The following is a 26,050-nucleotide window of genomic DNA, read 5'->3' as shown; positions in this document are numbered from 1 at the left end:
GCTGTGAAAGTCACCGAACGAACTAAAATCGTACCGGAGCGTACGGTTTTGGACGGAACAGCCCTTTTCAATGTTTTCAAAACCTGTCACACCGCTAGTTAAGACAGCATCGGCTGACGCGACAAAGGCCGGTGCATCGGCTCAAGCATGCCGTGCTTTGGCCGGACAAGAATTCTCCAGGGAGACCCGATATGCCTCCATATCGTTCAAGAACATCCACCCATGGCCGGAACATGGCCGGTGCCCGCGGCCTCTGGCGCGCAACAGGTATGAAGGATGATGATTTTGGCAAACCGATCATCGCGATTTCCAACTCCTTCACCCAGTTTGTGCCGGGCCATGTGCACCTGAAGGATCTCGGCCAGCTGGTGGCACGGGAAGTGGAAAAGGCAGGCGGTGTTGCCAAGGAATTCAACACCATCGCGGTGGATGACGGCATCGCTATGGGCCATGACGGCATGCTGTATTCACTGCCCAGCCGGGAAGTCATTTCTGACGCTGTGGAATATATGGTCAACGGCCACTGCGCGGATGCGCTGGTTTGTATTTCCAATTGCGACAAGATCACCCCGGGCATGCTCAATGCCGCCATGCGGCTGAACATTCCGGTGGTGTTTGTCTCCGGCGGGCCGATGGAAGCCGGCAAGGTTGTTTTTGAAAACGGTGAAGCCAAATCCATCGATCTGATCGATGCCATGATCGCAGCAGCTGACGACAGCATGTCGGATGCCGATGTTCTTCAAATGGAACAAAATGCCTGCCCGACCTGCGGCTCGTGTTCAGGTATGTTTACGGCCAACTCCATGAACTGCTTGACCGAAGCTCTGGGGCTGGCGTTGCCGGGCAACGGTTCGACACTTGCGACCCATGCAGACCGCGAGCGCCTGTTTGTGGAAGCAGGGCACCTGATTGTTGATCTGGCCAAACGCTACTACGAGCAGGACGATGAAAGCGTTTTGCCGCGCAACATCGCCAATTTCAAAGCCTTCGAAAATGCCATGAGCCTCGACATTTCCATGGGCGGCTCGACCAATACGATCCTGCACTTGCTGGCCGCGTCTTATGAAGGCGATATCGGCTTCACCATGGATGACATCGACCGGTTGTCAAAAAAGGTTCCTGTGTTGTGTAAGGTCGCTCCGGCGGTTGAAAACATCCACATGGAAGATGTTCACCGCGCTGGCGGCATCATGGGAATTTTGGGTGAACTCGACCGGGCAGGGCTGCTCCATTCGGATAATCCAACCGTTCACTCCGCTTCCATGAAGGAAGCCTTGGCGCGTTGGGATGTCGTTCAGACCAATTCCGATAGCGTGCACCAGTTCTATAAGGCAGCGCCCGGCGGTGTGCCGACACAGGTTGCGTTCAGCCAGGACCGGCGCTGGGATGATCTTGACACCGACCGCAGCGCTGGTGTGATCCGCGATGCCGAGCATGCTTATTCCAAGGACGGTGGTCTGGCGGTTCTTTATGGCAATATTGCCGAAGATGGCTGCGTGGTGAAAACCGCCGGTGTGGATGAGAGCATTTTGACCTTCACCGGACCAGCCCGGATCTTTGAGAGCCAGGACAGTGCCGTTTCCGCGATCCTGACCAACAAGGTCAAGGAAGGCGATGTGGTGCTGATCCGCTATGAAGGCCCGCGCGGCGGTCCGGGCATGCAGGAGATGCTCTATCCGACCTCCTATCTGAAGTCCAAGGGACTTGGCAAAGCCTGTGCGCTGATCACAGACGGCCGTTTCTCCGGCGGATCTTCGGGACTGTCCATCGGCCACATTTCACCGGAAGCGGCGGAAGGCGGCGCCATTGGTCTGGTGGAAGAGGGCGACATCATTGTCATCGACATCCCGAACCGGGTGTTGAAAGTCGATCTTTCCGATGAAGTGCTGGCTGAGCGCCGTGCTGCCATGGATGCTAAAGGCGCTGACGGTTGGAAGCCTCTGGAGAAACGCACTCGCAAGGTTTCTACGGCGCTGCGCGCTTATGCCAAGATGACGACATCTGCTTCAAAAGGAGCATTCCGTCAGGTGGATTGATCAACTTTCAGAAACAAAGAGCTGTCAAACCCCGCAATCTTGATTGCGGGGTTTTTTTGTTGAATCTGAGAAACGAGTTTCGCTTCCAAGTTGTTGTGAGTTGCGGCATGTTAGTAATAGCGGCATTAATAACCAGGAAAAAACGAAAATATAGTCAGCGAATATTGCAAGAAATCTCTATATACTTCATGGTTTGTGAAACTAGTAATATTTGAGTGAGGAAGTATAGACTATTCAATATATGTTAAATAGCCTTTGAGAGATTGTATTTGTTGAAATGCGACCGGTATTTCATCAAGGTCGTGCAAAAATCACTGGTTGTGGAGGTCGTTGTTTTTGCGGATTCGATGTCCATATCGGTTGGCATTACCGGCAGTCCTGGTTCTGACCTTTTCTTCCGAATCGCAGGCATTCGGGAGCGTGACGGGGTTGGCAACGGCAGACAAAACCCTGCTCGATATGGTCTGGGTTCTGGTCGCGGCCGGGTTCGTGTTTTTTATGCAAGTCGGCTTCATGTTGCTGGAAGCCGGGGCTGTCCGGTCCAAGAATTCCATCAATGTGGTTCAAAAGAACCTATTGGACTTTGCGATTTCCGTCGCCGTCTTCTCCTTCTTTGGTTACATGCTGGTCCTGGGAAGTGGCGGGAACTGGTTTGCCGGAATTGATTCCAGGCTGTTCATGCTCAGTGACCTGGATCCTTGGACTTTCACGGTTTTTACCTTCCAGGTGATGTTCTGCGGGACTGCGGCAACGATTGTTTCGGGCGCGGTTGCCGAGCGTATGCGCCTCTTTGCGTATATCATTTGTACTGTTCTAACCGCTGGTATCCTCTATCCAATTTTTGCCCACTGGGTGTGGGGGCGGGTGCTGTTTGAGAGTGGCCAGGCCTTGCTGGCGGACAAAGGTTTTGTCGATTTTGCCGGTGCTACAGTGGTTCACGGCACCGGGGCCTGGGTTGCGCTGGCCGCCTGTATCATTATCGGCCCCAGACTTGGCCGCTTTGATGAGAAGGGCAGGCCGGTTCGGATCAATGGCTACAGTGCTGTTATCGCCACTGCAGGAGCGATGGTTCTGGCAGTGGGTTGGATTGGTTTCAATGGCGGTGCTCTTTTGGGAGTGTCCTGGGATGTCGCTGGGATCATTATCAACACGGTACTGGCATCTTCGGCCGGCGTTATCGCGGGATTTTGCTTCGGTTTTGTAAGAGACCGTCTATTGCTGCCGGAAAACTCGATTTGCGGGCTCTTGGGCGGGTTGGTCGCGGTTACAGCCGGCTGCCATATTCTAACGCCAGCCGGAGCATTTGTAATTGGGTTTGCGGGCGGGGCTGTTGCTGTAACCGGAGCCTTGATACTTGAACGGGTTTTCAAGATTGATGACCCTGTTTCTGCAATTAGCATTCATGGTTTTGCGGGTGGCTGCGGCACATTGGGTTTCATTTTCCTGGTGCCAGCGGAAAACCTGCCTTTGGGAAGCTATTTGCCGCAATTTTGGGTTCAGCTGCAGGGTGTTTGGGTCAACTTCATTTGGTGTTTCGGCACAGCATGCCTGGTACTTGGAACTGTCAACCGGTTCTTTGCCCTGCGTGTTGATTACGAAAGCGAAGATCGAGGTCTCAATGAAGCGGAACACGGCACACGTCTTGGCATTGGCCATGTCGAAGATGCGCTTGACCGGTTGATCGGTGGCAAAGCAGATCTGTCCCTTCGCCTGGAGGTTTCCAGAGGCGATGAAGCAGAGCGCATGACCCGCCTGTTTAATTTGCTGATGGATTCGATCCAGAACGAAGAGCAGGCGATCACCCGGGCAAAGGATGTCAAACGCACCCGCGAGGAGGCTGAACGGTTATCCGCTTTGGCAAATGCGACTTTCGATGCGATCGTGATTACGGTTGACGGCCAGATCCTTGATGGCAACGCGGCCCTGGCCGGTTTGCTTGGCTACTCGATCAAAGATCTTGAAATGCGCAGCTTTCAGGAGTTTTTCCATCATGAAGGTGTTGAGGAACTTGAAAAACACCTGGCCGAAGCTGGCGAGCAAGCGCGCGAGTTTATCATCCTGAACCGTGATGGGCTTGAAGTTCCGGTCGAAATCCGCACGCGGGAGATTTCCTATCGCGGCAAACCGACCCGCGTGTCTGCATTGGTCGACTTGAGCGACCGAAAAGTTGCTGAAGCGCAGATTTTGCATCTGGCGCAACACGATCCGCTGACTGATTTGTCTAACCGGACGGTGTTCAATCGGAACCTAGAAAAGTTGATCGGGCTGGAAACAATTACCGATATCAAGGGCGCCTTGTTGTTGCTTGACCTCGACCGGTTCAAGGAGATCAACGACACCCACGGTCACCCGGTCGGCGACACCGTGATCAAACAAACGGCGGAACGGCTGAAGTCAATTACCCGCGGAGGGGATACGGTCGCCCGGCTTGGAGGTGACGAATTTGCGGTAATATTGAAGGGAATCGAAACTGCAGAAGTGAGCGAAGATATGGCGCTCCGGCTGGTGAACCGGTTGTCCGATCCAATCGAATGCGACGATGGGCTGGTGGTCCAGCCGAGTGTCAGTATCGGTGTGACCATGATCATGGCTCAAAACTCGGCTGACAAGACAATCAACGATGCGGATGTGGCGCTCTATAAGGCCAAGAGCAAAGGCCGCAACACGTTCTGCCTCTTCCAAGACGGTATGGGCGACGAAGTCCGTCAGCGCCGTATTCTTGAACAGGATCTTGCGGAAGGCATCGTCAACGATGAATTCCGGCTTTTCTTCCAACCGCGCTATGACATCGGAAATCAGAAGATATCCGGATATGAGGCTTTGATCCGTTGGAACCACCCGGAACGCGGCGTTGTAAGTCCAGCAGAGTTTATTCCAATTGCAGAAAGCAGCGGAAAAATTGATCAAATCGGCAAATGGGTTTTGCGGGAAGCCCTGGAGGCTGCCAAAGCGGTTCCAGATGCCAAGATCAGTGTCAATGTATCGCCTGTTCAGTTCCGCGATGTGGACTTTGTCAGTGACGTTGAAGCGGCAATTACAGCATCCGGCGTATCCGCAAATCGGCTGGAGTTGGAAATTACAGAAACCACGCTGATTGAGGATGACAGCCGCGCACTGGCAATCCTCACAGCGATAAAGGACCTTGGTGCCAAAGTGGCCCTGGATGACTTTGGTGTTGGTTATTCCTCGTTGTCATGTTTGAGCCGGTTTCCGTTTGACTACATCAAGATCGACCGGTCGTTCGTTGAGGACACCGAAGAGAACGCCAATTCAATGGCAATCATTGAAACAGTCGTTCGTTTGGGCAACTTGCTGAACATGCGGATTGTGGCAGAAGGCGTGGAAGATCTAGACAAACTGCTGCTGTTGGCGAATTGCGGTTGTGACGAAGTGCAGGGCTATTACATCGGTATGCCGGCCCCTCTCGACAGCATTGTCCGGACCGTTGATCCGTCCTTGGCACTAGCTCATAAGCATGGAGCTAAACACTCGCCGGAAGATCCCAAAGTCGTTGGTTTTACAACGTCGAAATAGAACCCAAGTTCCTCGGCTGCTTGGATCCTGAGAAAAACGGGCCATGCGGCCCGTTTTTGCAATTGTTCCGCTCAGTTTCGGTTGAGCAGCATCAGTTCAACCCTTTTCAGTTCGCGCAAGATCCTGTCCGCCTGCATTTGCGGCCAAATGCTGAGTTTCAGGTTGGTGGCGATCAGGATTAAAGTCGCTGCTGTCACACCCCACTTGACGGCCAGCAGTGCGTCAGATGCGATGTAAAGCTCATAGAGGCACCAGATCCCAGCCAAAAACATCAGGCTCTGAGTGACCATGATCACCCAAGTGACCCAGCCGAGCTTGCCGCGGAACTGCTTCAGTCCAAGGGCGAAATATCCAAGTTCTTTGGTATCTTCAAAAAGAACACGGTCTTCACCCTTCATGGCATCTTCGATCAGCTTGTCGAGCTTGTCCATTTTGGTCTCCTTCAAGGTAATTTCTTAGAATTGCCCGCGCCGTCATCAGCCGGGTCTTGACTGTTCCGATGGGCACGTCTAGGGCCTTTGCGACCTCAGCGACGCTCATATCTTCCAGATAAAAAAGAGCGATTGTGGCGTGGTGAACTGGTGGGAGCTGGTGCAAAATCTCGCGGACTTTCGGCGCATCGAGTATCTGGTCCGTATCCAGTGTGAACACCTGTGGTGCTTCTGGAGCAAAGTCTTCGGCCAGCCTACGGTCCTTCTGCCGAGTCTGGATAAAGGCCGCAACCCGGCGCGAGACAATGCAGAGCGCCCAGGGCAGAAACGACGTTTCATCTGTGAGCCCTGGCAAGCTGCGCAGGATCTGCACCCAGGCCTCCTGGACTATGTCGCGAGCAGCCTCCCGATCTCCGGCCAACCGTGCAGCATGCGCATAAAGACGGTCGCCGCGCAGAGCCACGAGTTGTTCAAGAGCCTTTTTGTTCCCTGCCTTGGCGTCGAGCACCAGCAGAGCTTCCAATGCCCTGACTTTCTGCAGCCGGTTGTCAGTCATCCAAGTTCCCGTTTTTCGTCGGTTCCAGGATATAAGTGCCTCACAGATGAGTTTTGGTTCATTGGGCACCCTGTTTTTTTTGACAGAGGCTTCAATCGTGATGAAGGGCGGGCCTCTGGAATCAGCTGGGAATGGCTGGAAATCAACAGGTTGTAGTCATACTAAGAGTTGAACTTCACCATTGACAGATTCTCGGCTCGTCAGGCTTGCATCCTAAGAGCGTTGACCCACTTAAAAGTCGATTGTAAGTCGGCGAAAAACCTTACCGGACCTATCCATGGATTCACTTACTCAATTTGTTCTCGGCGCGGCGGTGTCAACGGTTTGCCTTGGCAAAACAATCGGACTGCGTAAGGCTGCGCTTTTGGGAGGCTTGTTGGGGACAGTTCCGGATCTGGACGTCTTTCTTCCCTTTGACGACCCGGTCGACAGTTTTGTCTATCATCGCGGGTGGACCCATTCGATCTTTGTGCATGCGCTCGCCGCGCCTTTGTTCGGAGAGTTGTTGGTCCGTCTGGTCAAAGGATTGAAGGACCACCGCTGGCTGACCTATCTAACCGTTTATCTGTGTTTTGCAACGCACGCGATCATCGATGCCATGACCGTTTATGGCACCCGGATATTCTGGCCTTTTTATCCCGACCCCGTTGGGGCAGGGTCGGTTTTCATCATCGACCCTTTTTACACCCTGCCGCTGCTGGCTATTGTGGTCTGGGCGTTTTTCAAAAAGGACTGGTCGCAGCGTTTCGGCGGCTGGATAAGGGGTGTTTTGACCATTACCACGACCTATATGGTGGCCTCTCTTGGCATTCAAAGTTATGTCGAACATCGCGCGCAGCAGATTTTTGCAAAATCAGGACCTGTTCCGGACAAGATTTATGCCATTGCGGCGCCCTTCAACATTGCGCTTTGGAAAGTGATCGGCCTAGACAAAGACCGGTATCAGAACCTGTATTTCTCTTTGTTCGATGGGGCGCAATCACCAGAGATCTATGCACATCCGCGTCGCCCGGAATTGGTCGCCTGCCTTGAAAGCTCGGCAGCTTACCAAAAGCTGGAGTGGTTCAGCCGGGGATTTAACCGGGCAGAGTTGCTGGACGGAAAGGTGGTCATGTCTGACCTGCGTATGGGGCTGACCCCAGGCTACGCGTTCCGTTTTGCCATCGGCGAACAGACAGATGCTGGCATTGTGCCAATGGCGCCGGAACGTGACCTATCGCAGCGCCGCGTCAGCGATGAAGACTTCCAGTGGCTGGGTGAGCGCCTTATGGGGCGCCCGGCTATCCGGGCAGCTGAAGTCCCGGATAGACACCAGCAAGCCGATAAGCCGGTAGAACGGGCCTGCTAGAGCACGACCCAATTAATTGCGGCGTGCTCGAAAAGTCACGAGGACAGGTCTTGAGCCAGCATCAAGGCATTGCCGTCCGGATCGTAAAAAGTCGCGATGCTGACCATGCCATCAATGGTCTCGGTTTCCCCGTCAAACTTCACATCGGCTTCTTCCAAGGCTGACCGTGCGCTCGCAATGTCGGCGACACCAAACACCGGAACACTGTTGCCGGGTTGCGGTTCCGTTTGTTCACCCAATCCCAGGGTGACGCCATCTGTGTTTGTTTGCAGTTCGCTCCAGCCAGCTTCGTCAATATGCATACGGAGCTTGAAGCCGAGTGTCTTTTCATACCATTCGGCGCTGGCATGCCGGTCCCGCACGGAAAGAGCCAGGGTGATGGTGTTGTCCAATGAAACAATCGACATATCTGCTTCCTTATGTATCGAAAATATAGTAACTATAAATCATGGAAATTGAGCTTCTTGTCAAGCTCACGTCAAAGGCGTGGTCTTTAAAAATCCTATCTCTGTTGCATTCAGGTGTGCCAGGGCGGCAAGCTGCATTGATCGCCGCAACAGGGGCCAGCCGGACATCCTTTGCTTCAAGTCTGGCACATCTGGGTCAATTGGGCCTTCTTGAGAAAAATCCAGGTCACGGTCATCCTTTGCGGCCAGAATTCCGTTTAACGAAGAAGGGGATTGAGGCTGCTGCCATGGCGCATAGAATTCTGGAGGCCGTCCCAGATGACGCAGCCGTTCATCTCCTTCGCCGGAGTTGGGTTGTCCCGATACTGGCTGTGACAGGAACACCGCAGCGCTTTTCGAATATCAGGTCCGGGCTGGCACCGGTGACAGACCGTGCTTTATCGCAGGCACTTTCAATCCTGGAAGATCAGGACTGGTTGAAGCGCGATATTATTGTTTCTGCCCGGACGCCGTTCCCAATTTATCATGCAGCAAATACTGGTTGGCACATCAATCAGGCCATCGGCCTGTCTGTCTAGGCACATTGAGTTGTGTGGCCTAAGGGGCATTCATGCGGGCGTGCCGCCGTTACTGGTGTAAGACACCAATACCGTTCAGTACTTAATCCCGGCCTTTCGGTACAGAAAGTGCAAAAGCCATGCGGGTCCAATCAACAGGAACTGGATGTCTTTGAAAAAGGACGGTTTTTTGCCTTCGATTTTGTGGCCGATGAATTGGCCGATCCAGGCAACAACAAAAACAGCGAGTGCCGTTTGCCACAACGGCAAGGGGAGGTCATAGGCCGCATTGATTATGCTGCAAACAATCCCGATAAAAGCCATGCCGAAAGCCAGCGGGATCGAGAGGGTTAGGTAATAAACCGTCGCCAGAGCAATCACGACGGTAGCCCAATTAAGATAAGGGACGGTTTCAAAGATTGCTGGGACAGGCAAGCTCCAAAGCAGCGCTGTGACCGTCCAGACAATCACCGGTACACAAATCCAGTGAATGAATTTGTTGGTCGCGTTTTGGTGGCTTTCGCCATATTCGGTCAGTAAGCCGTCAATCCTGCGGCTTGTTGCAGATCGAGTTGCCATCGTTTCTTCCAATATCCCCTTATGAGCTGATTTAGATTGATCAATCGTTCAATAAATATCAACTATAAATCGCAATAGTTGGAGCAGGCTCTCTGCTTGCTGTGAGGTTTGATGGGGCAGCAGAAAATGAAGCAATTTCAGGCAATCATTGGGCTGTCTTTGTGAATTTGAAGAGTTCGTAGCTGTGAATTGATGGATCAATTTAAAGTGCTGCAAAATTGCGCAAGTTGCTGAAGTTGTAAGCATTGATATTTTTGGCAATGCATAATTAAGAATTGCGCTTAAATCATGCCGCTTGGTCGGACAAGCAGGTAAATCGATTACACATGATGCGGGCTCTATTTGGATTCGGGTTGCTGCCTGGAGTTTTTTGTTTGCCATTTCTGGCATCACCTGCGGCTGCAGCGGCCGAAGGCTTGCAAAGAACATTGGATATGGTCTGGCTGCTGGTGGCCGCTGGGCTCGTACTGCTGATGCAGGTCGGTTTCATGCTGTTGGAGGCGGGCCTGGTCCGGTCCAAGAATTCCATCAATGTGGCACAGAAAAACCTGCTTGACCTTGCTATCTGTGTGATCATCTTCGCCGTGTTCGGCTTCAGCCTAGCATTCGGCGCTGGCGGCGGCTGGTTCGCCGGAGTTGATCCGCGGCTGATTGCCCTTGGTGACGTTACGCCTTGGATTTTGACCGTTTTTGCCTTTCAAGTGATGTTTTGCGGGACTGCAGCGACCATCATTTCAGGGGCGGTCGCGGAACGCATGCGGCTTCAAGCTTACATCTGGTGCACCGTACTGACCGCAGGACTGATTTATCCGGTTTTTGCCCGCTGGGCCTGGGGCGGTGTTCTGTTTCCGGATGCCGAGGCCTTTCTTGCCGACAAGGGATTTGTCGATTTTGCCGGGTCCACCGTGGTGCATGCAACAGGAGCCTGGATAGCGCTGGCGGCCTGTATCTTCCTAGGGCCGCGGGTCGGGCGCTTTGACAACGATGGGCGCCCTTGTCGGATCCAAGGCCACAGCTCGGTTTTGGCGACCGCAGGAGCGCTTGCATTATTTGTCGGCTGGCTTGGCTTCAACGGTGGATCGACCCTATCAGCAAGTCCGGACGTACCAGGGATTTTCGCAAATACGGTTCTGGCTGCTGCAGCCGGAACAGCGGCAGGCTATCTGCTAGGAAAATACCGGGACGGTGTGGTGCTGCCGGAAAACTCTATTTCCGGCCTCTTGGGCGGCTTGGTCGCGGTGACCGCCGGCTGCCATATTCTGACCCCGCCAGCAGCCTTGGCTGTGGGAGCGCTTGGTGGCGCCGTTGCTCTGTTGGGAGCAGTGTTCCTGGAGCGCAAGTTCAAGCTGGATGATCCGGTAGGCGCAATCAGTGTGCATGGATTTGCCGGCGTTGCCGGGACGCTCGCCTTAGCTCTACTGGCGCCAGTAGAAACATTGCCGCTTGGGGCGCGGATCCCGCAGTTGCTGATCCAGCTTCAAGGTGTTTTGACGAATTTCGCCTGGTGCTTTGGCGTTAGTTTCCTCGTACTTGGGCTTCTCAACAAGCTTCGGCCGCTCCGCCTGTCCCGTCACGATGAGGATATTGGCCTGAATGAAGCCGAGCATGGCACCCGGCTCGGCATTGGCCATGTAGAAGATGCACTTGATAGCTTGATTGCCGGCAAGGCCGACTTGTCGATGCGGCTTAAAGTGTCTAAGGGCGAAGATTCAGAACGGCTCACCCGTCTCTTCAATGCCTTGATGGAAACCGTTCAAAGCCAGGAACAGGCGTATTCACGTGTTGCCGATGCGAAGAGGACACAGGAAGAATCTGAGCGCCTGTCGGCGCTGGCCAACGCGACCTTTGATGCCATCGTAATTTCGGTCGATGGCCGCATTATAGACGGCAACAAAACCTTTGAGGAGCTGGTCGGCCACTCCATAGAAGATCTGGAGATGCGCGGACTTTATGAGTTTGTCGAGACCGATTTAGCCGGAACCTTGGAAGAGCATTTGGTCAAAGCGGAAAAAGAACCGCGTGAAGTTACCTTCATCAACCGCTCCGGCGAGCGGGTGCCGGTCGAAATCCGGACACGTGTCATTTCTTACCGCGGGACACCGACCCGGGTCTCAGCACTGGTTGACTTACGGGAGCGGAAGAAAGCTGAGGCGCAAATTCTGCATTTGGCGCAGCACGATCCCTTGACAGATTTGCCCAATAGGGCCGTTTTCAATGCGGAGCTGAAACACACACTCGCGCGTTGTCAGAAGGCTGGGCAGGGGGCGGCCCTGTTGTTGGTCGACTTGGATAAGTTCAAAGACATCAATGATCTGCATGGGCACCCCGCGGGCGATAAGGTCATCCGGGTAACCGCTGAACGGCTTATGTCCGCTTGCCGGGGAAGTGATACGGTTGCCCGGCTTGGCGGGGATGAGTTTGCAATCATTCAGACGTCGATTGCTTTTGCCAATCAGGCTGAGGATATGGCGCACCGGTTGGTCTCGCTTTTGTCGGAGCCGATAAACTGCGGTCACGGGCTGGTCGTCAAACCAAGTGCAAGTGTCGGAGTGGCGTTGATTACATCGGCTGACAGCGAAGAACAGGTCATTTCAAATGCCGATATTGCTCTTTACAACGCCAAAAGCCGGGGGCGGCAAACCTACTGTCTGTTCCGCCAGGGTATGGGGGCTGAGGTCCGCAAACGCAGGGCTATGGAGAAGGACCTGAACTCGGCTCTCTCAAACAACGAGTTTGAACTCTATTTTCAGCCGCGGCTAAATTTGTCGACCGGACAAATCGTGTCTTATGAGGCATTGATCCGGTGGCATCACCCGGAACGAGGGCTCATCAGTCCAGGCGAGTTTATCCCTGTCGCTGAGGGCTCGGGCCAAATCATTGGTATTGGCAAATTCGTTTTGCAAAGAGCGCTCGTGGTGGCGGCGCGGGATATCCCGTCTGCAAACATTAGTTTGAATGTCAGTCCGGTCCAATTCCGCGACAAGGACTTTCTGGAGGATGTCGAAAGCGCGATCGATGCATCTGGTATCCCGGCGCATCGGATTGAGCTGGAGATCACCGAGAACACGCTGATTGAAGACGATGCCAGGGCCCTGTCGATCCTGACGAAGTTGAAGGCCGTAGGGGTTAAAATCGCGCTCGACGATTTTGGTGTTGGCTATTCGTCGCTCAGCTATCTGAGCCGATTCCCGTTTGATTGCATCAAGATCGACCGGTCATTCGTTCAAGAAGCCTCGCGGAACTATAACTCGCTGGCAATTGTTGAAACTGTGGTTCGGCTCGGCAAAGCATTGAACATGCGGATTGTTGCCGAGGGGGTGGAAGATACGGAGAAGTTATGCCTTCTGGCAGACCGTGGGTGTCATGAAGCTCAGGGGTTCTTGATTGGCAAGCCGGCTCCGGTAGATCATCTTATCCGTGAAGCGCCTGCAGATGTGAGATCGGCGCTTGATCAGCTGCGTTTTGCTTGTGAGCTTGGGGAAGAACCGTTTGAGGCAAAGGAGCTTGCCGGCTGATCTGGTATTGGGATCTGCCGCCGGGACAATGCCAAGAATTGCAATCAATTGCCTTCTGTAGCGGCTATGATCACTGGCATGGCGACTGTTCCCAGGATACCTGCCGGATCATGAATTTCCGGGACCTGCGTGCAGTTTTTTTCTTCCTTCGGGCCATCCGACCGGTTTTCCTTGAGAGAAATACAAATAGGGATGGCTGCCTGCCGTGTTCCTGCAGAAGCGGTTTTGATCACATCAGCCAGTGTTCCGTCGACCACTTCCAGGGCTGCCGCTAGGTGTTTCGCGAACAGCGCTATCGTCCGGTCTGCGGAAAAATTGGCCTTTTGTCCTGCGCCTGCGGATGTCACGAGCGCTTCCGGCCGTTCGTCCAAATTGGTCGCATGTTTTTCCAAGAGTTCGGCGTCGATCGTGTCCGAATTGCTTGTGTCCAAAATCAAGATAACCTCGCCGGCAGGCACGGTATGCAACATGGCGGCAAAGGCCGGCGCTGAGACCCATGTGCCGGTTTCAATAGCTGTTTGTATGGTTTCCGGCTCGTGATCAGCCCACAGTTGAAGGATTTGGCGGCTGTTCTCGCCAGCGTCCGTTTGGCTGGTGCTGGTTGACGGCAAGTTGGCGTAAATGATCAGCCGGTCGGACGGACCCAGTGTATTGGCAAGCTCCATCACGGTTTTTTTCAAACTGGCCGCAGATGCCCCTTCATTGAGCATCATCCGTATTCCGGCTGCCGATATGTCAAGGCGGGTAGAAAAAGCATCCAAAACGGTTTCGACACTGTTGCGGCAAACCTCTACGGATTGCGGGTGCCAAGGCGGGCAAATGCCAATACCCAGCAAAGTGTTTTCAATCAGCGGTGTCTGGGCGCTTGCCGGTATTGGGATCGGCAGCAGTAACGCAGTGGACACAAGCAAACACGATGCTAGCGGCAGTGCAAAAAGACGGCGTCGGAATTGTTTTATAATCGTCACCGCTGATCCTTGCCACGGTTACAACCGAACTTCATCTGCCCACCGAGCAGGTGTTGCGGCGAGAAGGTCCACCTGAAGATTAGCCTGATTTTTACGTCGTTAAAACCTTGGGCGGCAATATATGCGTATATTTCATTGCCTTACCTAAATGGAGATTGTCGAAATCTCGAACATATTTGCCTGATTATTAGATTTTGGTCCGAGATTTTGTGAATTAATTTCGTTTTCTAGTTGTTGAAAGAAATAGTATAAAGATATAGTGATAACTTTGACAATGTTGGAAATATAATTGTAATTGTACGTATTGTTGTGTTTAGCAAAATTTAAATCACTTCATCGAATACTTTGAGGGAGATTTAAGAGGTGTGCTGAGTTTTTCGCAGCAACTTACCGGGAGTGTTGGGGTGCCTAAGGCAGTTACGTTAACTGGACACGAAAGAACCTTCGCGCCCGATGATGTTATAGTGAGCAAGACCGACCTGAAGGGCCGGATCACCTACGCCAACCGGGTTTTTCTCGAAGTGGCGGGCTTTACCGAAAAAGAAATCCTGGGGCAGCCGCACAGCATTATCCGTCACCCGGATATGCCTCGATGCGTTTTCAAGCTGCTATGGGCGACGTTGGAGGCGGGGAATGAAATCTTCGCCTATGTCGTCAACCGCTGCAAAAACGGCGACCATTATTGGGTCTATGCTCACGTAACGCCGAGCTTTGATTCAAGCGGGAAGATAATCAGTTATCACTCCAACCGGCGGGTTCCGGAAAAAGCAGTGATCAATCAGCATATTATTCCCCTCTACAGCGCTCTTCTGGAAGAGGAGAAACGTCATGCCAGCCGTAAAGAAGGCATGCTCGCAGCAGAGCAGATGGTGCTGAACCTGCTAGCGGAAAATGGGATTGGCTATGACGAGTTCCTCGCAAACCTGCGCGCGGCTGCCTGACGGCTGGTGACGAACGGGACTTCGCTTCAGCTTGAGTATGGGAAGAGACACATGATGACCGGATTGAGCAGATCTTCTCTGAAGAAGGCGACCAAGGTGTGCAAGGCTGTCGCAGCCGGTGACTTCGAAGCACGCATCATTGGTATCACGGAGAAAGGTGAAGCCGCTGAGCTGATGCATTCGATCAATTTGCTCATAGACCGGACGGACGCCTATTTGCGCGAGTCCAAGGCATGTCTGGATTATGTCGGCCGCAACCAGCATTTCCGATTGATATCGGAAACCGGAATGGTTGGAGGTTTCGCCAGTGCCGCCAGCAGCATCAATCAGGCCACAATCGCTATTAAAGAAAAGCATGACGCCTTTTGTGCGCTGGCCGAACAGTTTGAGGCGCGGCTCAAGGACGTCGTTGATACCGTTACTCATTCAGTGCAGGAGTTGAATACGGTGTCTGCCGGTGTCGCCGAGGCCAGCCATACCGTGAATGAGCAATCCACACTGGTAGCATCGGCGGCCGAGCAAACCTCAGCCAACATGCAAAGTGTGTCTGCTTCGACCGAAGAGCTGTCCAGCTCGGTCACAGAAATCAACCGGCAAGTCTTATCTGCTGCAGACATTGCATCAGGCGCCGTATCTAAGTCGGAGACCATGAACCAGGAAATCGGCAGCCTGGCGAAGATGTCGGCCGAAATTGGTGATGTGGTTCAGCTAATTACGGATATCGCCGCACAAACCAATCTTTTGGCCTTGAATGCCACGATTGAAGCGGCGCGCGCCGGTGAACATGGCCGCGGATTTGCAATTGTTGCCCAGGAAGTGAAAGCACTGGCCGGGCAGACCGCAGACGCGACACAAACGATCAACGGTCAGATTTCTGGCCTGCAGTCCGCAACCAAGAACGCTGTGAACGCCAGCGGTGAAATCGGTGAGGCGATTGATCAGGTGAGTAAAGTCTCGACTGCGATTGCCTCTGCTGTTGAACAGCAAGCAGCGGCAACCGGAGAGATCGCGCACAACATCGACGAAGTTGCGGCTGGCGCAGCCGAGGTCAGCAGCAGCATCGCAAATGTGCAAGCGGCGACCATGGAGAGCAAACAGATCAGCGATCGGGTGCTGGTCGAGGCAGAGACCTTGAGCACACAGGAAGCCCAGATGCGGTCGCTGCGCGAGGACATGCGCGAGTTTCTCGCAACCGCAACCAAGGTCGGCTGATGAACCAAGTGTGACCCGTATTCGTTGGCAAGAGACACTAGAGTATGAAGAAACGGTCTTTACGCTCGTATATCCACTCCGCTATTGGCCGGTAAAAGGCCGCATCATATCCATCTCCATGTGTATCTGCTTGGAGTAACTTAAATAACTCGCTTTGCAATAGTTCCCAACGTTCTACGACATCTCCAGCTGGGTTGATGGCTGGCTTCCCAAAACCCAAAAAGCCAAACACACCAAATCTGTCCTTTTCGGTTGTGGAAAGAGCTTCTAGCTTGGCGATCCGAACGTTGCGGTCACGTGGAATTGGGCGAATGCCAAAAAGAGTGAAACCTTCGTCAAGAATTTCAGCGTGGCGCGGTAATCCGAACATCTCGAGGCCTAGGACCGCTTCTTCTGCTAATTCACTGTAGGAGTTGTAAAAAGCCTGAGAGAATCCGCCGTTGCATATGTCTCCAACCACTTGCATGACCGCAAAAAGATAAAGCTGCTCTTTGGTCATTTTTGCGGCAACAGCTTTTGCGGATTCGGGATTGTCAAACTTCCACAGTGGGTCTGTGTTTCCCCATGCCCAGTCCGGCATAAAATACCATTCTTCCGGCGGCCAGAAATCCTCGCTCCATTCTAAACTAATTTCTGGATCGGGGTGATCGGCATGTTGCCAGTCCATAAGGATTTCCTCAAATATGTCGCGAGCTGAATTCTTGACTATCGGAAAAGTTGTTACCTAAGCGCTAACGCTGCGAGTGCCAACTTTCGATCATCTCGCAACGGGAAATTTGAAAGCGTTGTGGGTGCGCAGTAAATCAGTTGGATTAAGCTGATTTCATCGCTTCAAGCTCAGCCATCATCAACGCTTTGACCTTTTCCAAGGCTTTCATCGGCCGCAGCATCACCTTGAATTCGGTGATCTGCCCATCGTCGTTGAAGGTCATCATGTCGACACCGTTGATGAGGATCCCATCGATCTCTGTTTCAAATTCCAGAACAGCATCATTGCCTTGTTCAAGGATCCGCCGGTACTGAAACTTTCCTTCTTTCAGCAAAACAGTGAACGCGCTGGCGAGATAAAGAAATGTCAGCTGTTTGCCCTTTTGCGGTGTGTGCATGACGGGGCTGTAAAACACGCAGTCATCTGCCAAAATCTTGTTCAGGATCTTGAATTTATCCCCACCTTCAAGTCCGCTGAGCCACAGGTTCAGATGGTCTGAGTATTCGGTCATGGATCCTCCCGAAATCGCTGCAAAACAAAAGAGCTGCAGGATCGTATCCTGCAGCTCTTAAGCGGTAAATCCGTGACGTAAGGAGACCCGGTCAGGAAATTTTACCCCGTTTCGGCCAGCGGTTTTGCTTGAACCAGCCGGGATACAACGTTTTCTATAATCTTGTGGCCGGCGTCCTGGTCGAGAGACATGATCGATTCCGGGTGGAACTGAACGGCGGCAATCGCTTCTTTCTGGTGTTCGATTGCCATAACCACGCCGTCTTCGGTTTGAGCCGTAACGCGGATGTCGCCGGGCAGTGTGTCCCGTTTGGCAAAGAGAGAATGATAGCGGCCGACGGTCACCGGTGCATTCAAACCGTCAAAGACCAGGGAATTGCCTTCAACGCTGATAGGGGACGGTTTGCCATGCATTGGCACATCCAGCTGGCCGAGTTCAGCGCCGAAATACTCCGACAAGGCCTGTAGTCCGAGGCAAACACCGAAAATCGGCAGCGCGCGGGCGCGGGCCCGGCCAATCGTTGCCGCGCAATCAAAATCTTTTGGATTGCCGGGACCAGGGGACAAGACAACAAGATCCGGATTGACATCATGGAAGACGTGGTCGGCAACCGGGGTCCGATAGGTCACAACATCAGCGCCGGTCTGGCGGAAATAGTTCGCCAGCGTGTGTACAAAGCTGTCTTCATGATCGACCAGCAAGATTTTCAGACCTTCTCCAGGTTTGTGCGCGTCACCGGAATCTGCCGATTTTATGGCAAGTCCAGCCTCACGCACGGCCGCGCGCATGGCTTCGGCCTTGAGTTCGGTTTCGGCCTCTTCATCTTCCGGGATGCTGTCATACAGTAGGGTCGCTCCGGCCCGGATCTGGGCCACGCCGTCCTTGATGCGCACGGTGCGCAGGGTCAGGCCGGTGTTCATGTCACCGTTGAAGAGAACCGCACCGATGGCGCCGCCATACCAGGCCCGTGGTGATTTCTCATGATCCTCGATGAATTGCATCGCCCAGCGTTTCGGTGCACCCGTCACCGTCACCGCCCAAGTGTGGGAGAGAAACGCGTCTAGCGCGTCCATGTCCTCGCGCAAGGTGCCTTCAATGTGGTCCACGGTGTGGATCAAACGGGAGTACATCTCAATCTGGCGCCGGCCGATCACCTTGACCGATCCCGGCACACAGACCCGGCTCTTGTCGTTGCGGTCGACGTCGGAACACATGGTGAGTTCCGCTTCGTCCTTGGCTGAATTTAAGAGCTTGCGGATCTGGGCTTCGTCTTCAATGGCGTTCTTACCGCGGCGGATGGTGCCTGAAATCGGGCAAGTCTCCACCCGGCGGCCACCGGTTACCCGGACATACATTTCCGGTGAAGCACCGACCAGATATTCGTTGTTTCCGAGATTGAAGAAGAAGGAATAGGGGGATGGATTGATCTGGGCCAAGCGCCTGGAAACGGCCGACGGAGGGTTCGGGCAGGATTCATAAAACACCTGTCCTGGCACGGTCTCAAACAAATCCCCCCGGCGGAAATAGTTTTTGGCTTCATCGACCAGCTTGGCGTATTCGCCCGGTTCATGGTCGCCGCGGCCCGGATCGCGGTTGGCAGGAGTGTATTGCTGCTTTTCTCCGGTCCGCTCCAGTCCCTTAGTGGAGACACCATCGACGACAAAATCATACTCCAGCACATAGGCGCGTTTGCCATGGTGGTCGACGATCAAGATTTCGTCCGGCAGGAACAGAACCACATCGCGCTGATCGTCCGGGCGTTCCAGCTTCAGATCGATCGGCTCGAATTGGAAGGCGACGTCGTAACCGAAGGTGCCGTAGAGACCAAGTTGATCATCGTTGCAGGCAAAAAGCTCTTTCAGAGCGCGAACGATGGAGAACGTAGAGGGCTGACGCGAACGCTCTTCTTCCTGGAAATCCCGATCCGGTTTTTTGACCGTCAGATCGATGCGATCATCAGATGCCGAGAAGCTTTCAACATCGGCATGGGTTTTCAGGGTTGCAGCAACTGCCGGCAAAATCACCTTGCCACGTTCGTTGAGCGCTCGGATTTCGACTTTCCGGTCAGCCGCTTCCATAACCAGCGGTGGGTTCACCAAGGCCATATCCCAACGGGTGTAACGGCCAGGATATTCGTAAGACGAGGCCAGCACGGCGCCGCGTTCAGAATCCAGCCGGTCGATCCAGTCGGATGTTCCGGTCTCATAATCGGAAGGGCGTGAGCTGCGCAGGATTGTGATCCCGCTCTCGGTTACAAAACTCTGGTCTGCCAATTGCGGCATGGTACGTCCCCGTTTTATCCGGCCTTTGTGGAGGTCATGGCGGCCTTAAAAGCACCAAGGCCGCCAGCGGTATCCGCGGCGGCCTTGGTGAAATGTTCGATCCTGTCAGAGCATGAGTGATCGCTGGCCGCCTATTTCGCGCCGCGCCACCACCAAGCTGCTTTCAGGTTTCTAATCATGGAGCAAGCTTTAATGGAAAGTGATGAGGGAGGCAATGGTCTGCAGTTCCACGGACAGAATTTTCTAAATCGGTCAGTAAACGCTTTCCTGGTGACTGTATCTGCCAGAGGTACACCATCGTTTGCCGACGTACGTGTATGCCGCTGCTGCCTCTAAGGGGAAGCTGCCGCCAGAAATCCAATATTCTATGGTTTGGCCTGAAAGAGTTTCGTGGGGGCTCAGCGTGGTCAGAATAAAAGCGACCGGTTAGTGTGGCCGGCAACGTTTCCTTTTTGAAAGATTTATGATGTCCCAAACCCTGCTTTTGAAAAACGCCGATATGCTTGTCACTATGGATGGCGGGCGCCGGGAAATCCGGGGCGGGGGGCTTTTTGCCGTTGACGGTGTGATCAAGCAAGTCGGGCCGACGGAGGATCTGCCGACAACGGCGGACAAGGTCATTGATGCCACTGGGCAGATCGTCTTGCCCGGTTTTGTGAACACACACCATCACCTCAATCAGACACTGACGCGCAATTTGCCGGCGGCGCAAAACAACAATCTGTTTCCCTGGCTCAAAGCCCATTACCGCATCTGGGCAAAAACTGATCCGGAAGCCTCACGTGCGAGCACGTTGATCGGTTTGGCTGAACTGGCACTCTCCGGCTGCACCACGGTGTTCGACCACACCTATCTCTTTCAAAGCGGCAATAAGGTCGATTACCAGATTGAAGCAGCAAAAGACCTCGGCGTGCGGTTTCACGCCAGTCGCGGGTCTATGTCGCTCGGAGAAAGCAAAGGCGGACTGCCACCAGATGAATGTGTCGAGGACGAAGACTTCATTTTGAAAGACACCATCCGGGTGATTGACCGTTTTCATGACGGGAATGACCATGCCATGACCCGGGTGGTCGTGGCGCCATGTTCACCATTTTCGGTCTCTGAAGATCTCCTGCGTGAAAGCGCGGCGCTCGCCCGAGACAAAGGCGTGATGCTGCACACCCATTTGTGCGAGACGCAGGATGAAGAGCGCTACACGCTGGAGCGCTTCGGCAAACGGCCCGTGGAATGGATGGAAGGGCTGGATTGGACCGGAAACGATGTTTGGTTCGCCCATGCCATTCATGTGGATGATGATGAGATCCGCCTGTTTGCCAAGACCGGCTGCGGCGCGGCGCATTGCCCGTGCTCCAACATGCGGCTTGCGTCGGGCATTGCGCCGGTGAAGAAATATATGGCCGCTGGCGTCAAGGTCGGTCTCGGGGTGGACGGCTCGGCGAGCAACGATGGCTCCAACATGCTGATGGAAGCCCGGCAGGCCATGCTTCTGGCACGCTTGCAACTCGGCCTTCAGCCGCCGGAAGGCCCAAGCAAATATGCGCTTCTGCCGCCGGCACATCCCTTGCGCGCCGGAGAGTGGATGACCGCGCGCGAAGCTTTGGAATTGGCGACGCTCGGTGGCGGATCTGTTCTAGGCAGGACTGATATTGGATCTTTGGAAACAGGTAAGTGCGCAGATTTCTTCACACTTGACTTGAATACAATCAATTTCGCAGGCGGACTGCATGACCCGGTCGCAGCCGTCGTCTTCTGCGCACCTCAAACGGTCAACACTACAGTGATCAACGGTAAGGTGGTTGTCGAGGATGGTCAGATCACCACCATGGACATGGGGCCCGTGATCGAAACCCATAACCGGCTGAGCCTGAAGCTGGCGGAGGGCGTGTAGCCGCAACGGTTTTAGCTCCAAGTCGCAGAAGTCAACACAGCCAGCAGTTTTCCGGCTGTGCGGCGTCCGTCACTTCACCGCCGTCTGATATCCAGCTGGTGATGCCGTTGGTGACATTGGCGACCTGGGTGAAGCCGGCTTGACCTGAGAGGTATTCCGACAAGGCTTTGCTGCGGGCGCCGGTCCGGCACAGAAAGATGACTTCATCGTTCGGCCCGGAAATCAACGACTGCAGGGCTTTGCCGAAATTCGGATTGGTGTTGCCGGAGGCATCGAAGAAAGTCACCAAATGGGTGCCGGGTATAACGCCTGTGTCTTTCCATTCATCCGGACGGCGGATGTCGATCACGGTGGCGCCGGCGGCCAGCTTGGCTTTCAATTGGTCATTGCCGAGTTTGGAGTATTTCTTGGCCTTGACCTCGAGCAGCTCGATCTCAAACTTCAGCGTGGCGTTGGGCGGGATGACGCCGCCCGCGCCGGACGTGCCATAGGCCAGATGGGGGGGAATGATCAGCTCGCGCTTGCCGCCGACCTGCATGCCTTCCACGCCTTGTTCCCAGCCGGGGATCACCCGGCGCTCGCCGAGCGTGAAGGAGAAGGGCGTGCCGCGGTCAACACTGGAATCAAACTTGGTCCCGTCCATCAGCCAGCCGGTGTAGTGAACCACCACCGTTTCGCCGACATTTGCTTCTTCGCCCGTGCCTTTTTGAAGGTCCTTGATCTGCAATTCGTCCTGTGCCGCGGCGGGCACAATAAGCATTACAGCAGTGATGAGGCTCGCGATCCATTTGATCATGTCGATGTCCAATAGCTCTGGAAATTAAGTTGATCAGAACGTCGGTCATCTCCTGACGAATTGCAAATCAAGGCCCGTTGAAGTTCCTTGGGCGAATTGCCGCACAGCAGTCTCTATGTGAGCGCTTTTGAAGTCATGCTTTGCGGAATGGGCGTTTCCAAAAGAGCCAGAATGGTTGGTGCGATCGCTTTCTGGTCCAGAATCTCATTTTCCGGAGCCTTGAACCGGTCGGAAAACACAAAAAACGGCACGGCGCGCAAACCGGGCTGATCGCCCGCATGATGGCCGTCTTCGTTCATGCCATGATCTGCTGTCACCAACACATCATAGCCCGCATCCCTGAGTCTCGGAATGAGCCTTGACAGCGCATTGTCGACACGCCAAGCCTGATGGCGGTATTCGGCCGAACTGCTGGTGTAGTAGTGGCCGAGGGAATCGCAGCTGGAAGAATGCAGCAGCAGATAGTCCGGTTTATGGGTCTGGGCGAGGATCCAAGTCTGCGCGCAAAGATCTGTCTCTGACGGCAAGGCGGGATTGACCTTTGAATAACCTTCCATCGAATAGTAGCGGGCATAGGGGACCGGGGCATCCGGATCGTTGATTTCCGTGTGCTCAAATGGGTCGAACGCGGTGCCGCCGTAGAGGGTGTGATAATAAGAATGCGCCACCGCGCCGGTGGTTTTTCCTGCAGTCTTCAAGGTTGAAAAGACATTCGGTTTGTTTGACGGGCGGATGGCCTCATTGCTCAAGATCCCGTGCTCGATCGGGGCGAGTCCGGTGTGGATGGTTTCATAGAGCGGGGCGGAGATCGTCGGCAGGCAGCTCTGCATTTGCCAGGCCCGGGCTTGTTTGGCTTCAACGGCGGCCATCAAGTAGCCGCACTCTTCGATTGCCGTATCATGACGCAGGCCGTCTATAATGATGAGGCATACGGGATTTGCCATTTATCCGGCCTCCCGTTCGGTGTCCGCATCGGTAGTGCGTTCGGCTGCCGGGGCCTGCATGTGCCCATCGACGATCTTTTGGACCATCGGAGCGAAATGCCAGAAGTCTGGCGTTTGCATGTCTGCGCGTTTACCCGCTTCATCCAGATAGCGGACCTGGATGATTTTTTTCAGGTTCGGGTTCTTTTCAAATTCTGCAACTTCCTCCTCAGACATAGGCCCGCCTTGCAGGTTCAGGGAGTGAACAGAAGCGTCCGACAAGCGGTCGAAATAGTCCGGCTTGGTGGCGCAGAGATACCGCTTGGCCGCCACGTGATAGCGGACACAATCCGTGATCACCGATGGGAAAAAGGCTGACAGCACTTCTGCTCCGGCTTCTTCGTGATAGCGGTCTTCGGTGTCGTTCATCGAAAACGTGCCGAATTCGGACGTGAAATGGCCGATGTCATGGAGGAGGGCACCGACGATGATGTCTTCCTCAAGGCCATTTTCTTCGGCGATTGTCGCCCCTTGCAGCATGTGCTGCGCCATGGTGACCGGTTCACCCAGATATTCCTCATCGCCGCAGCGTTCAAAGATGTCGCCGAGAAACGCGACGATGTTATCCTGGGTCAGGATGGAAAAATCCGGCTTCGTCATTCCGCCGCCTCCGGCAGCTCTGATTGCAGGGAAGCCAGCGTCGACAACAGGCTGTCCTTGTCGGCGTAACAGCCCTGCAGCCAGCGGGTGCCAGTGCCCGAATAGGCCTTGCGGGCATGCAGAACGCGGGTGTTGTCGACGATGAAACATTCGCCTGGCTCAAGGCGGAAGGTCACTTCCATTGCCGGATCGTCAATGATTTCCCCAAGGCGCCGGTAAGCTGCGTAATACGTGGCCATGTCGTCAAACGGCACATCTGTGATCGCGGCGGCGGAGCGGTTGTTGAAGCGCACGGCGATCAGTTCACCGTCAGGCGTCAACTCGATCATCGGCCGGCGGGAACGCAGGATGACGCCGTCTTCGCCAGCATATTCGAACTTGGCGCAATAGCGGCTCAGGACATCAAACCATGCCGGGTTTTCCTCGCGCAGGCGTAAGGCGGCCCGAAACCCATCGACGACCATGTTTTCGCCGCCCGCAGCCGAGCTTTCCAGGCAATAGAGCACTTGAACGGTCGGAACCGGGTCGCGGTAGGGATTGTCGGTGTGCGCCTGCAGGCCAAGACCAGTAAAGGCCAGATTGGTCGGATTGACTTCTGTGCGAACCTCAAAGTGGCGGCCATAGTTGGTTTCGCGGACATAGCCGAAGAGGTCGACGACTTTCATCAAAGCCTGATCTTCGGTTGGGCCGCCGGTCAGTTTGCCGAAACCGTATCTTGCGACCTGTTCCAGCCACGCACGCTTTTCAGAAGGGTTGGATTGAACGGCGGAGAAATCTGCCGACGGAACGGCAGAGTTTAGGGCGCCATCCCAATGTTCAATTGATGCGGACGTCCAGCCGCGTTCAGGGTCATGCTCCTTGTCGTAGCTGTTCTCGAAAAGCCAATCGAGCGCATATTCGACGGTCTTTTGTTCCGGGGCGAAGGTGACATGCAGCGCACCGCTGCGAACTTCCGCGGCCGAGATGGAGACATCCGGGCTGATATCGCGCAGGGCGATCAGCCGCTGACCATTTCCAGGCGCGCGGGTCTCGGAATCCCACGCGTTGTCGCGCAACCAGATGGCATGAAAGCGGTTAGATGCGCCTCCGCCGGAAAGCGTCAGATAAGTGCCACCATCTTGAATAGAAACGTCGATCATGTCCCAAAGCCTCTCCTAATTGGGTTGCGCTCAAGATCGTGTGGTTTATGCATGAATTCAAATTATGATTTGTCAGTCTGAGATGGTGATTTCGTAATGGCTCAGCCGAAGTTTGACAAACTCCCGCTAGAGTGGGTGCGGGCCTTTGAGGCGGCGGCGCGTTGCGGCAGTTTTACCGGGGCTGCCGAAGAGACCGGGCTGACCCAATCGGCGATCAGCCAGCGGATCGGAAAACTGGAAAAGCTCTTGGGAACGCAGCTGTTTCTGCGTCAGCCACGCAGCATCGCCTTAACCGTGGAAGGTGAAGCTTGGTTGCCGCATGTGCGCTCGGCCTTTGACCGGTTGCGCGACAGTTCCGAAGGGTTGTTTGGGGTCAGCCGCAACCGGCTGACGGTGTCAGCCAGCACCTCGATCATCGATTTGTGGATCATGTCCCGATTGAACAAGCTTTCTGAGGCGACGGGTGCGCAGTTTTCCTTCAAGACCATGGTTCTTACCGAAGACGGGCTGCAGGACGACGACATCATCCGGGTGCGCTATGGCACGGGCACCTGGCCGGTGGCCTATAAGGTGCCGCTTTATAAGGAAATTTTGGCGCCGGTGGCCGCGCCCAAACTTCTTAAGAGCAAAAAGGATTGGCAGGACCTGCCGCGCATTGCCGTGTCCGGTCCGCGCCCGGGGTGGAACGATTGGATCTTGCAGTTTGGCGCACCCGCCGTGCCACTTCCTGAGTATAGGTTCGATACGTTTTCCTCGGCCTTGACCGCGGCCAAGGCTGGCCTTGGTGTTTTGCTCGGCTCGTTACCCTTATGCCAAGCGGCGCTCGCCACCGGTGACCTGATCCGTCTTTCAGAAGAGTCCTTGCCGCATCACCAGACCTATTGGCTCCTGGCCTCAAAAGAGGCGGTTTCGAACCAGCAATGGCAGACATTAGAGGACGAATTGACAGAGGCACATGCCTGAAGAAAACGATTAAATCAGCATTTGTTGCAATAAAGTCCGGCAACTAGTTGTTTGGATTCCATGGCGCTGACAGCGACAAAGGCCTCGTTAGAAAT

The 26,050-nt window shown here is 54.3% G+C and carries 20 protein-coding genes and 1 pseudogene; 9 read left to right on the top strand and 12 right to left on the bottom strand.

Annotation, left to right across the window (positions count from 1 at the left end):
- Positions 1 to 191 precede the first annotated feature (191 nt).
- Both ilvD and FJ695_RS20055 read left to right on the top strand, forming a co-directional pair.
- Positions 192 to 2,036 (top strand): dihydroxy-acid dehydratase, encoded by a 1,845-nt coding sequence (ilvD, locus tag FJ695_RS20060; RefSeq protein ID WP_141187088.1) that lies wholly within the window; start codon positions 192 to 194, stop codon positions 2,034 to 2,036.
- A gap of 420 nt (positions 2,037 to 2,456) precedes the next feature.
- Positions 2,457 to 5,570: an EAL domain-containing protein gene (locus FJ695_RS20055; protein WP_371708795.1), complete on the top strand. Its 3,114-nt coding sequence runs from the start codon at positions 2,457 to 2,459 to the stop codon at positions 5,568 to 5,570.
- Positions 5,571 to 5,641: 71 nt separating this feature from the next.
- On the opposite strand, the gene FJ695_RS20050 is transcribed toward FJ695_RS20055, so the two are convergent.
- Complete coding sequence (locus tag FJ695_RS20050) at positions 5,642 to 6,001, bottom strand: DUF6768 family protein (RefSeq protein ID WP_141187087.1); 360 nt, start codon at positions 5,999 to 6,001, stop codon at positions 5,642 to 5,644.
- Positions 5,958 to 6,557: an RNA polymerase sigma factor gene (locus FJ695_RS20045; RefSeq protein WP_141187086.1), complete on the bottom strand. Its 600-nt coding sequence runs from the start codon at positions 6,555 to 6,557 to the stop codon at positions 5,958 to 5,960. Before FJ695_RS20045 ends, FJ695_RS20050 begins: the two co-directional genes overlap by 44 nt.
- Before the next feature lie 277 nt (positions 6,558 to 6,834).
- Here FJ695_RS20045 and FJ695_RS20040 point away from each other — a divergent pair, with 277 nt between their 5' ends.
- Positions 6,835 to 7,905: a metal-dependent hydrolase gene (locus tag FJ695_RS20040; protein ID WP_141187085.1), complete on the top strand. Its 1,071-nt coding sequence runs from the start codon at positions 6,835 to 6,837 to the stop codon at positions 7,903 to 7,905.
- 35 nt (positions 7,906 to 7,940) lie between these two features.
- On the opposite strand, the gene FJ695_RS20035 is transcribed toward FJ695_RS20040, so the two are convergent.
- A complete protein-coding gene (locus FJ695_RS20035) occupies positions 7,941 to 8,312 on the bottom strand; it encodes a VOC family protein (protein WP_141187084.1) in 372 nt (123 codons plus the stop codon).
- A gap of 41 nt (positions 8,313 to 8,353) precedes the next feature.
- Between FJ695_RS20035 and FJ695_RS20030 the strand changes: the two genes are divergently transcribed.
- Positions 8,354 to 8,890 (top strand): transcriptional regulator, encoded by a 537-nt coding sequence (locus tag FJ695_RS20030; RefSeq protein ID WP_141187083.1) that lies wholly within the window; start codon positions 8,354 to 8,356, stop codon positions 8,888 to 8,890.
- Between the two features lie 75 nt (positions 8,891 to 8,965).
- Here the strand turns inward: FJ695_RS20030 and FJ695_RS20025 are convergent, their stop codons facing one another.
- Positions 8,966 to 9,448 carry a DUF962 domain-containing protein gene (locus FJ695_RS20025; RefSeq protein WP_141187082.1) on the bottom strand — a complete coding sequence of 161 codons (483 nt, stop codon included), beginning with the start codon at positions 9,446 to 9,448 and terminating at the stop codon, positions 8,966 to 8,968.
- Between the two features lie 374 nt (positions 9,449 to 9,822).
- Between FJ695_RS20025 and amt the strand changes: the two genes are divergently transcribed.
- On the top strand, positions 9,823 to 12,963 hold the full coding sequence (gene amt / locus FJ695_RS20020; RefSeq protein ID WP_209010743.1) for an ammonium transporter: 3,141 nt from the start codon (positions 9,823 to 9,825) through the stop codon (positions 12,961 to 12,963).
- Between the two features lie 44 nt (positions 12,964 to 13,007).
- Here the strand turns inward: amt and FJ695_RS20015 are convergent, their stop codons facing one another.
- Positions 13,008 to 13,931, bottom strand: a complete 924-nt coding sequence (locus tag FJ695_RS20015) for a hypothetical protein (protein WP_209010742.1) — start codon at positions 13,929 to 13,931, stop codon at positions 13,008 to 13,010.
- 404 nt (positions 13,932 to 14,335) lie between these two features.
- Between FJ695_RS20015 and FJ695_RS20010 the strand changes: the two genes are divergently transcribed.
- Together FJ695_RS20010 and FJ695_RS20005 are read left to right on the top strand one after the other, a co-directional pair.
- Positions 14,336 to 14,872, top strand: coding sequence for a PAS domain-containing protein (locus FJ695_RS20010; protein WP_141188838.1), 537 nt, complete (start codon positions 14,336 to 14,338; stop codon positions 14,870 to 14,872).
- 51 nt (positions 14,873 to 14,923) lie between these two features.
- Positions 14,924 to 15,961 (top strand): annotated as a pseudogene (locus FJ695_RS20005) (methyl-accepting chemotaxis protein); the annotation flags it as partial.
- Positions 15,962 to 16,121: 160 nt separating this feature from the next.
- Here FJ695_RS20005 and FJ695_RS20000 read toward each other — a convergent pair.
- The 3 genes from FJ695_RS20000 to FJ695_RS19990 all read right to left on the bottom strand — a co-directional run bounded on the left by FJ695_RS20000 (position 16,122) and on the right by FJ695_RS19990 (position 19,586).
- On the bottom strand, positions 16,122 to 16,751 hold the full coding sequence (locus tag FJ695_RS20000) for a DUF4375 domain-containing protein (protein ID WP_141187080.1): 630 nt from the start codon (positions 16,749 to 16,751) through the stop codon (positions 16,122 to 16,124).
- A 145-nt stretch (positions 16,752 to 16,896) separates the two neighbouring features.
- A complete protein-coding gene (locus tag FJ695_RS19995) occupies positions 16,897 to 17,304 on the bottom strand; it encodes a nuclear transport factor 2 family protein (protein WP_141187079.1) in 408 nt (135 codons plus the stop codon).
- Between the two features lie 101 nt (positions 17,305 to 17,405).
- The gene (locus FJ695_RS19990) at positions 17,406 to 19,586 is read right to left on the bottom strand and encodes an anthranilate synthase component I (RefSeq protein WP_141187078.1); all 2,181 of its coding nucleotides are present in this window, start codon (positions 19,584 to 19,586) and stop codon (positions 17,406 to 17,408) included.
- Between the two features lie 466 nt (positions 19,587 to 20,052).
- Here FJ695_RS19990 and FJ695_RS19985 point away from each other — a divergent pair, with 466 nt between their 5' ends.
- On the top strand, positions 20,053 to 21,474 hold the full coding sequence (locus FJ695_RS19985) for an 8-oxoguanine deaminase (RefSeq protein ID WP_141188837.1): 1,422 nt from the start codon (positions 20,053 to 20,055) through the stop codon (positions 21,472 to 21,474).
- A gap of 31 nt (positions 21,475 to 21,505) precedes the next feature.
- Here the strand turns inward: FJ695_RS19985 and FJ695_RS19980 are convergent, their stop codons facing one another.
- From FJ695_RS19980 to FJ695_RS19965, 4 genes are all read right to left on the bottom strand, one after another.
- Positions 21,506 to 22,270 carry an FKBP-type peptidyl-prolyl cis-trans isomerase gene (locus FJ695_RS19980; RefSeq protein ID WP_141187077.1) on the bottom strand — a complete coding sequence of 255 codons (765 nt, stop codon included), beginning with the start codon at positions 22,268 to 22,270 and terminating at the stop codon, positions 21,506 to 21,508.
- 113 nt (positions 22,271 to 22,383) lie between these two features.
- Positions 22,384 to 23,214: an alkaline phosphatase family protein gene (locus FJ695_RS19975; protein WP_141187076.1), complete on the bottom strand. Its 831-nt coding sequence runs from the start codon at positions 23,212 to 23,214 to the stop codon at positions 22,384 to 22,386.
- The gene (locus FJ695_RS19970) at positions 23,215 to 23,853 is read right to left on the bottom strand and encodes an HD domain-containing protein (RefSeq protein ID WP_141187075.1); all 639 of its coding nucleotides are present in this window, start codon (positions 23,851 to 23,853) and stop codon (positions 23,215 to 23,217) included. It abuts the gene before it with no gap.
- Complete coding sequence (locus FJ695_RS19965) at positions 23,850 to 24,992, bottom strand: TauD/TfdA family dioxygenase (protein WP_141187074.1); 1,143 nt, start codon at positions 24,990 to 24,992, stop codon at positions 23,850 to 23,852. The genes FJ695_RS19970 and FJ695_RS19965 overlap by 4 nt, the downstream gene beginning before the upstream one ends.
- Before the next feature lie 96 nt (positions 24,993 to 25,088).
- Here FJ695_RS19965 and FJ695_RS19960 point away from each other — a divergent pair, with 96 nt between their 5' ends.
- Complete coding sequence (locus FJ695_RS19960; protein WP_141187073.1) at positions 25,089 to 25,955, top strand: LysR family transcriptional regulator; 867 nt, start codon at positions 25,089 to 25,091, stop codon at positions 25,953 to 25,955.
- The last annotated feature ends 95 nt before the right edge of the window (positions 25,956 to 26,050 follow it).

The organism is Labrenzia sp. PHM005 (genome assembly GCF_006517275.1).
Classification (GTDB): Bacteria; Pseudomonadota; Alphaproteobacteria; order Rhizobiales; family Stappiaceae; genus Roseibium.
Note: the sequence above shows the minus strand (reverse complement) of the source record. Positions and strands in the feature narration are given on the sequence as shown.

What these genes read in the sequence shown, in the direction of transcription:
- FJ695_RS20035 (WP_141187084.1), bottom strand. Translation starts at nt 8,312, where the DNA reads ATGTCGATTGTTTCATTGGACAACACCATCACCCTGGCTCTTTCCGTG.
- FJ695_RS20030 (WP_141187083.1), top strand. Translation starts at nt 8,354, where the DNA reads ATGGAAATTGAGCTTCTTGTCAAGCTCACGTCAAAGGCGTGGTCTTTA.
- FJ695_RS19990 (WP_141187078.1), bottom strand. Translation starts at nt 19,586, where the DNA reads ATGCCGCAATTGGCAGACCAGAGTTTTGTAACCGAGAGCGGGATCACA.
- FJ695_RS19995 (WP_141187079.1), bottom strand. Translation starts at nt 17,304, where the DNA reads ATGACCGAATACTCAGACCATCTGAACCTGTGGCTCAGCGGACTTGAA.
- FJ695_RS19970 (WP_141187075.1), bottom strand. Translation starts at nt 23,853, where the DNA reads ATGACGAAGCCGGATTTTTCCATCCTGACCCAGGATAACATCGTCGCG.
- ilvD (WP_141187088.1), top strand. Translation starts at nt 192, where the DNA reads ATGCCTCCATATCGTTCAAGAACATCCACCCATGGCCGGAACATGGCC.
- FJ695_RS19975 (WP_141187076.1), bottom strand. Translation starts at nt 23,214, where the DNA reads ATGGCAAATCCCGTATGCCTCATCATTATAGACGGCCTGCGTCATGAT.
- FJ695_RS19980 (WP_141187077.1), bottom strand. Translation starts at nt 22,270, where the DNA reads ATGATCAAATGGATCGCGAGCCTCATCACTGCTGTAATGCTTATTGTG.
- FJ695_RS20025 (WP_141187082.1), bottom strand. Translation starts at nt 9,448, where the DNA reads ATGGCAACTCGATCTGCAACAAGCCGCAGGATTGACGGCTTACTGACC.
- FJ695_RS20040 (WP_141187085.1), top strand. Translation starts at nt 6,835, where the DNA reads ATGGATTCACTTACTCAATTTGTTCTCGGCGCGGCGGTGTCAACGGTT.
- FJ695_RS19960 (WP_141187073.1), top strand. Translation starts at nt 25,089, where the DNA reads ATGGCTCAGCCGAAGTTTGACAAACTCCCGCTAGAGTGGGTGCGGGCC.
- FJ695_RS20045 (WP_141187086.1), bottom strand. Translation starts at nt 6,557, where the DNA reads ATGACTGACAACCGGCTGCAGAAAGTCAGGGCATTGGAAGCTCTGCTG.
- FJ695_RS19965 (WP_141187074.1), bottom strand. Translation starts at nt 24,992, where the DNA reads ATGATCGACGTTTCTATTCAAGATGGTGGCACTTATCTGACGCTTTCC.
- FJ695_RS19985 (WP_141188837.1), top strand. Translation starts at nt 20,053, where the DNA reads ATGTCCCAAACCCTGCTTTTGAAAAACGCCGATATGCTTGTCACTATG.
- FJ695_RS20000 (WP_141187080.1), bottom strand. Translation starts at nt 16,751, where the DNA reads ATGGACTGGCAACATGCCGATCACCCCGATCCAGAAATTAGTTTAGAA.
- FJ695_RS20050 (WP_141187087.1), bottom strand. Translation starts at nt 6,001, where the DNA reads ATGGACAAGCTCGACAAGCTGATCGAAGATGCCATGAAGGGTGAAGAC.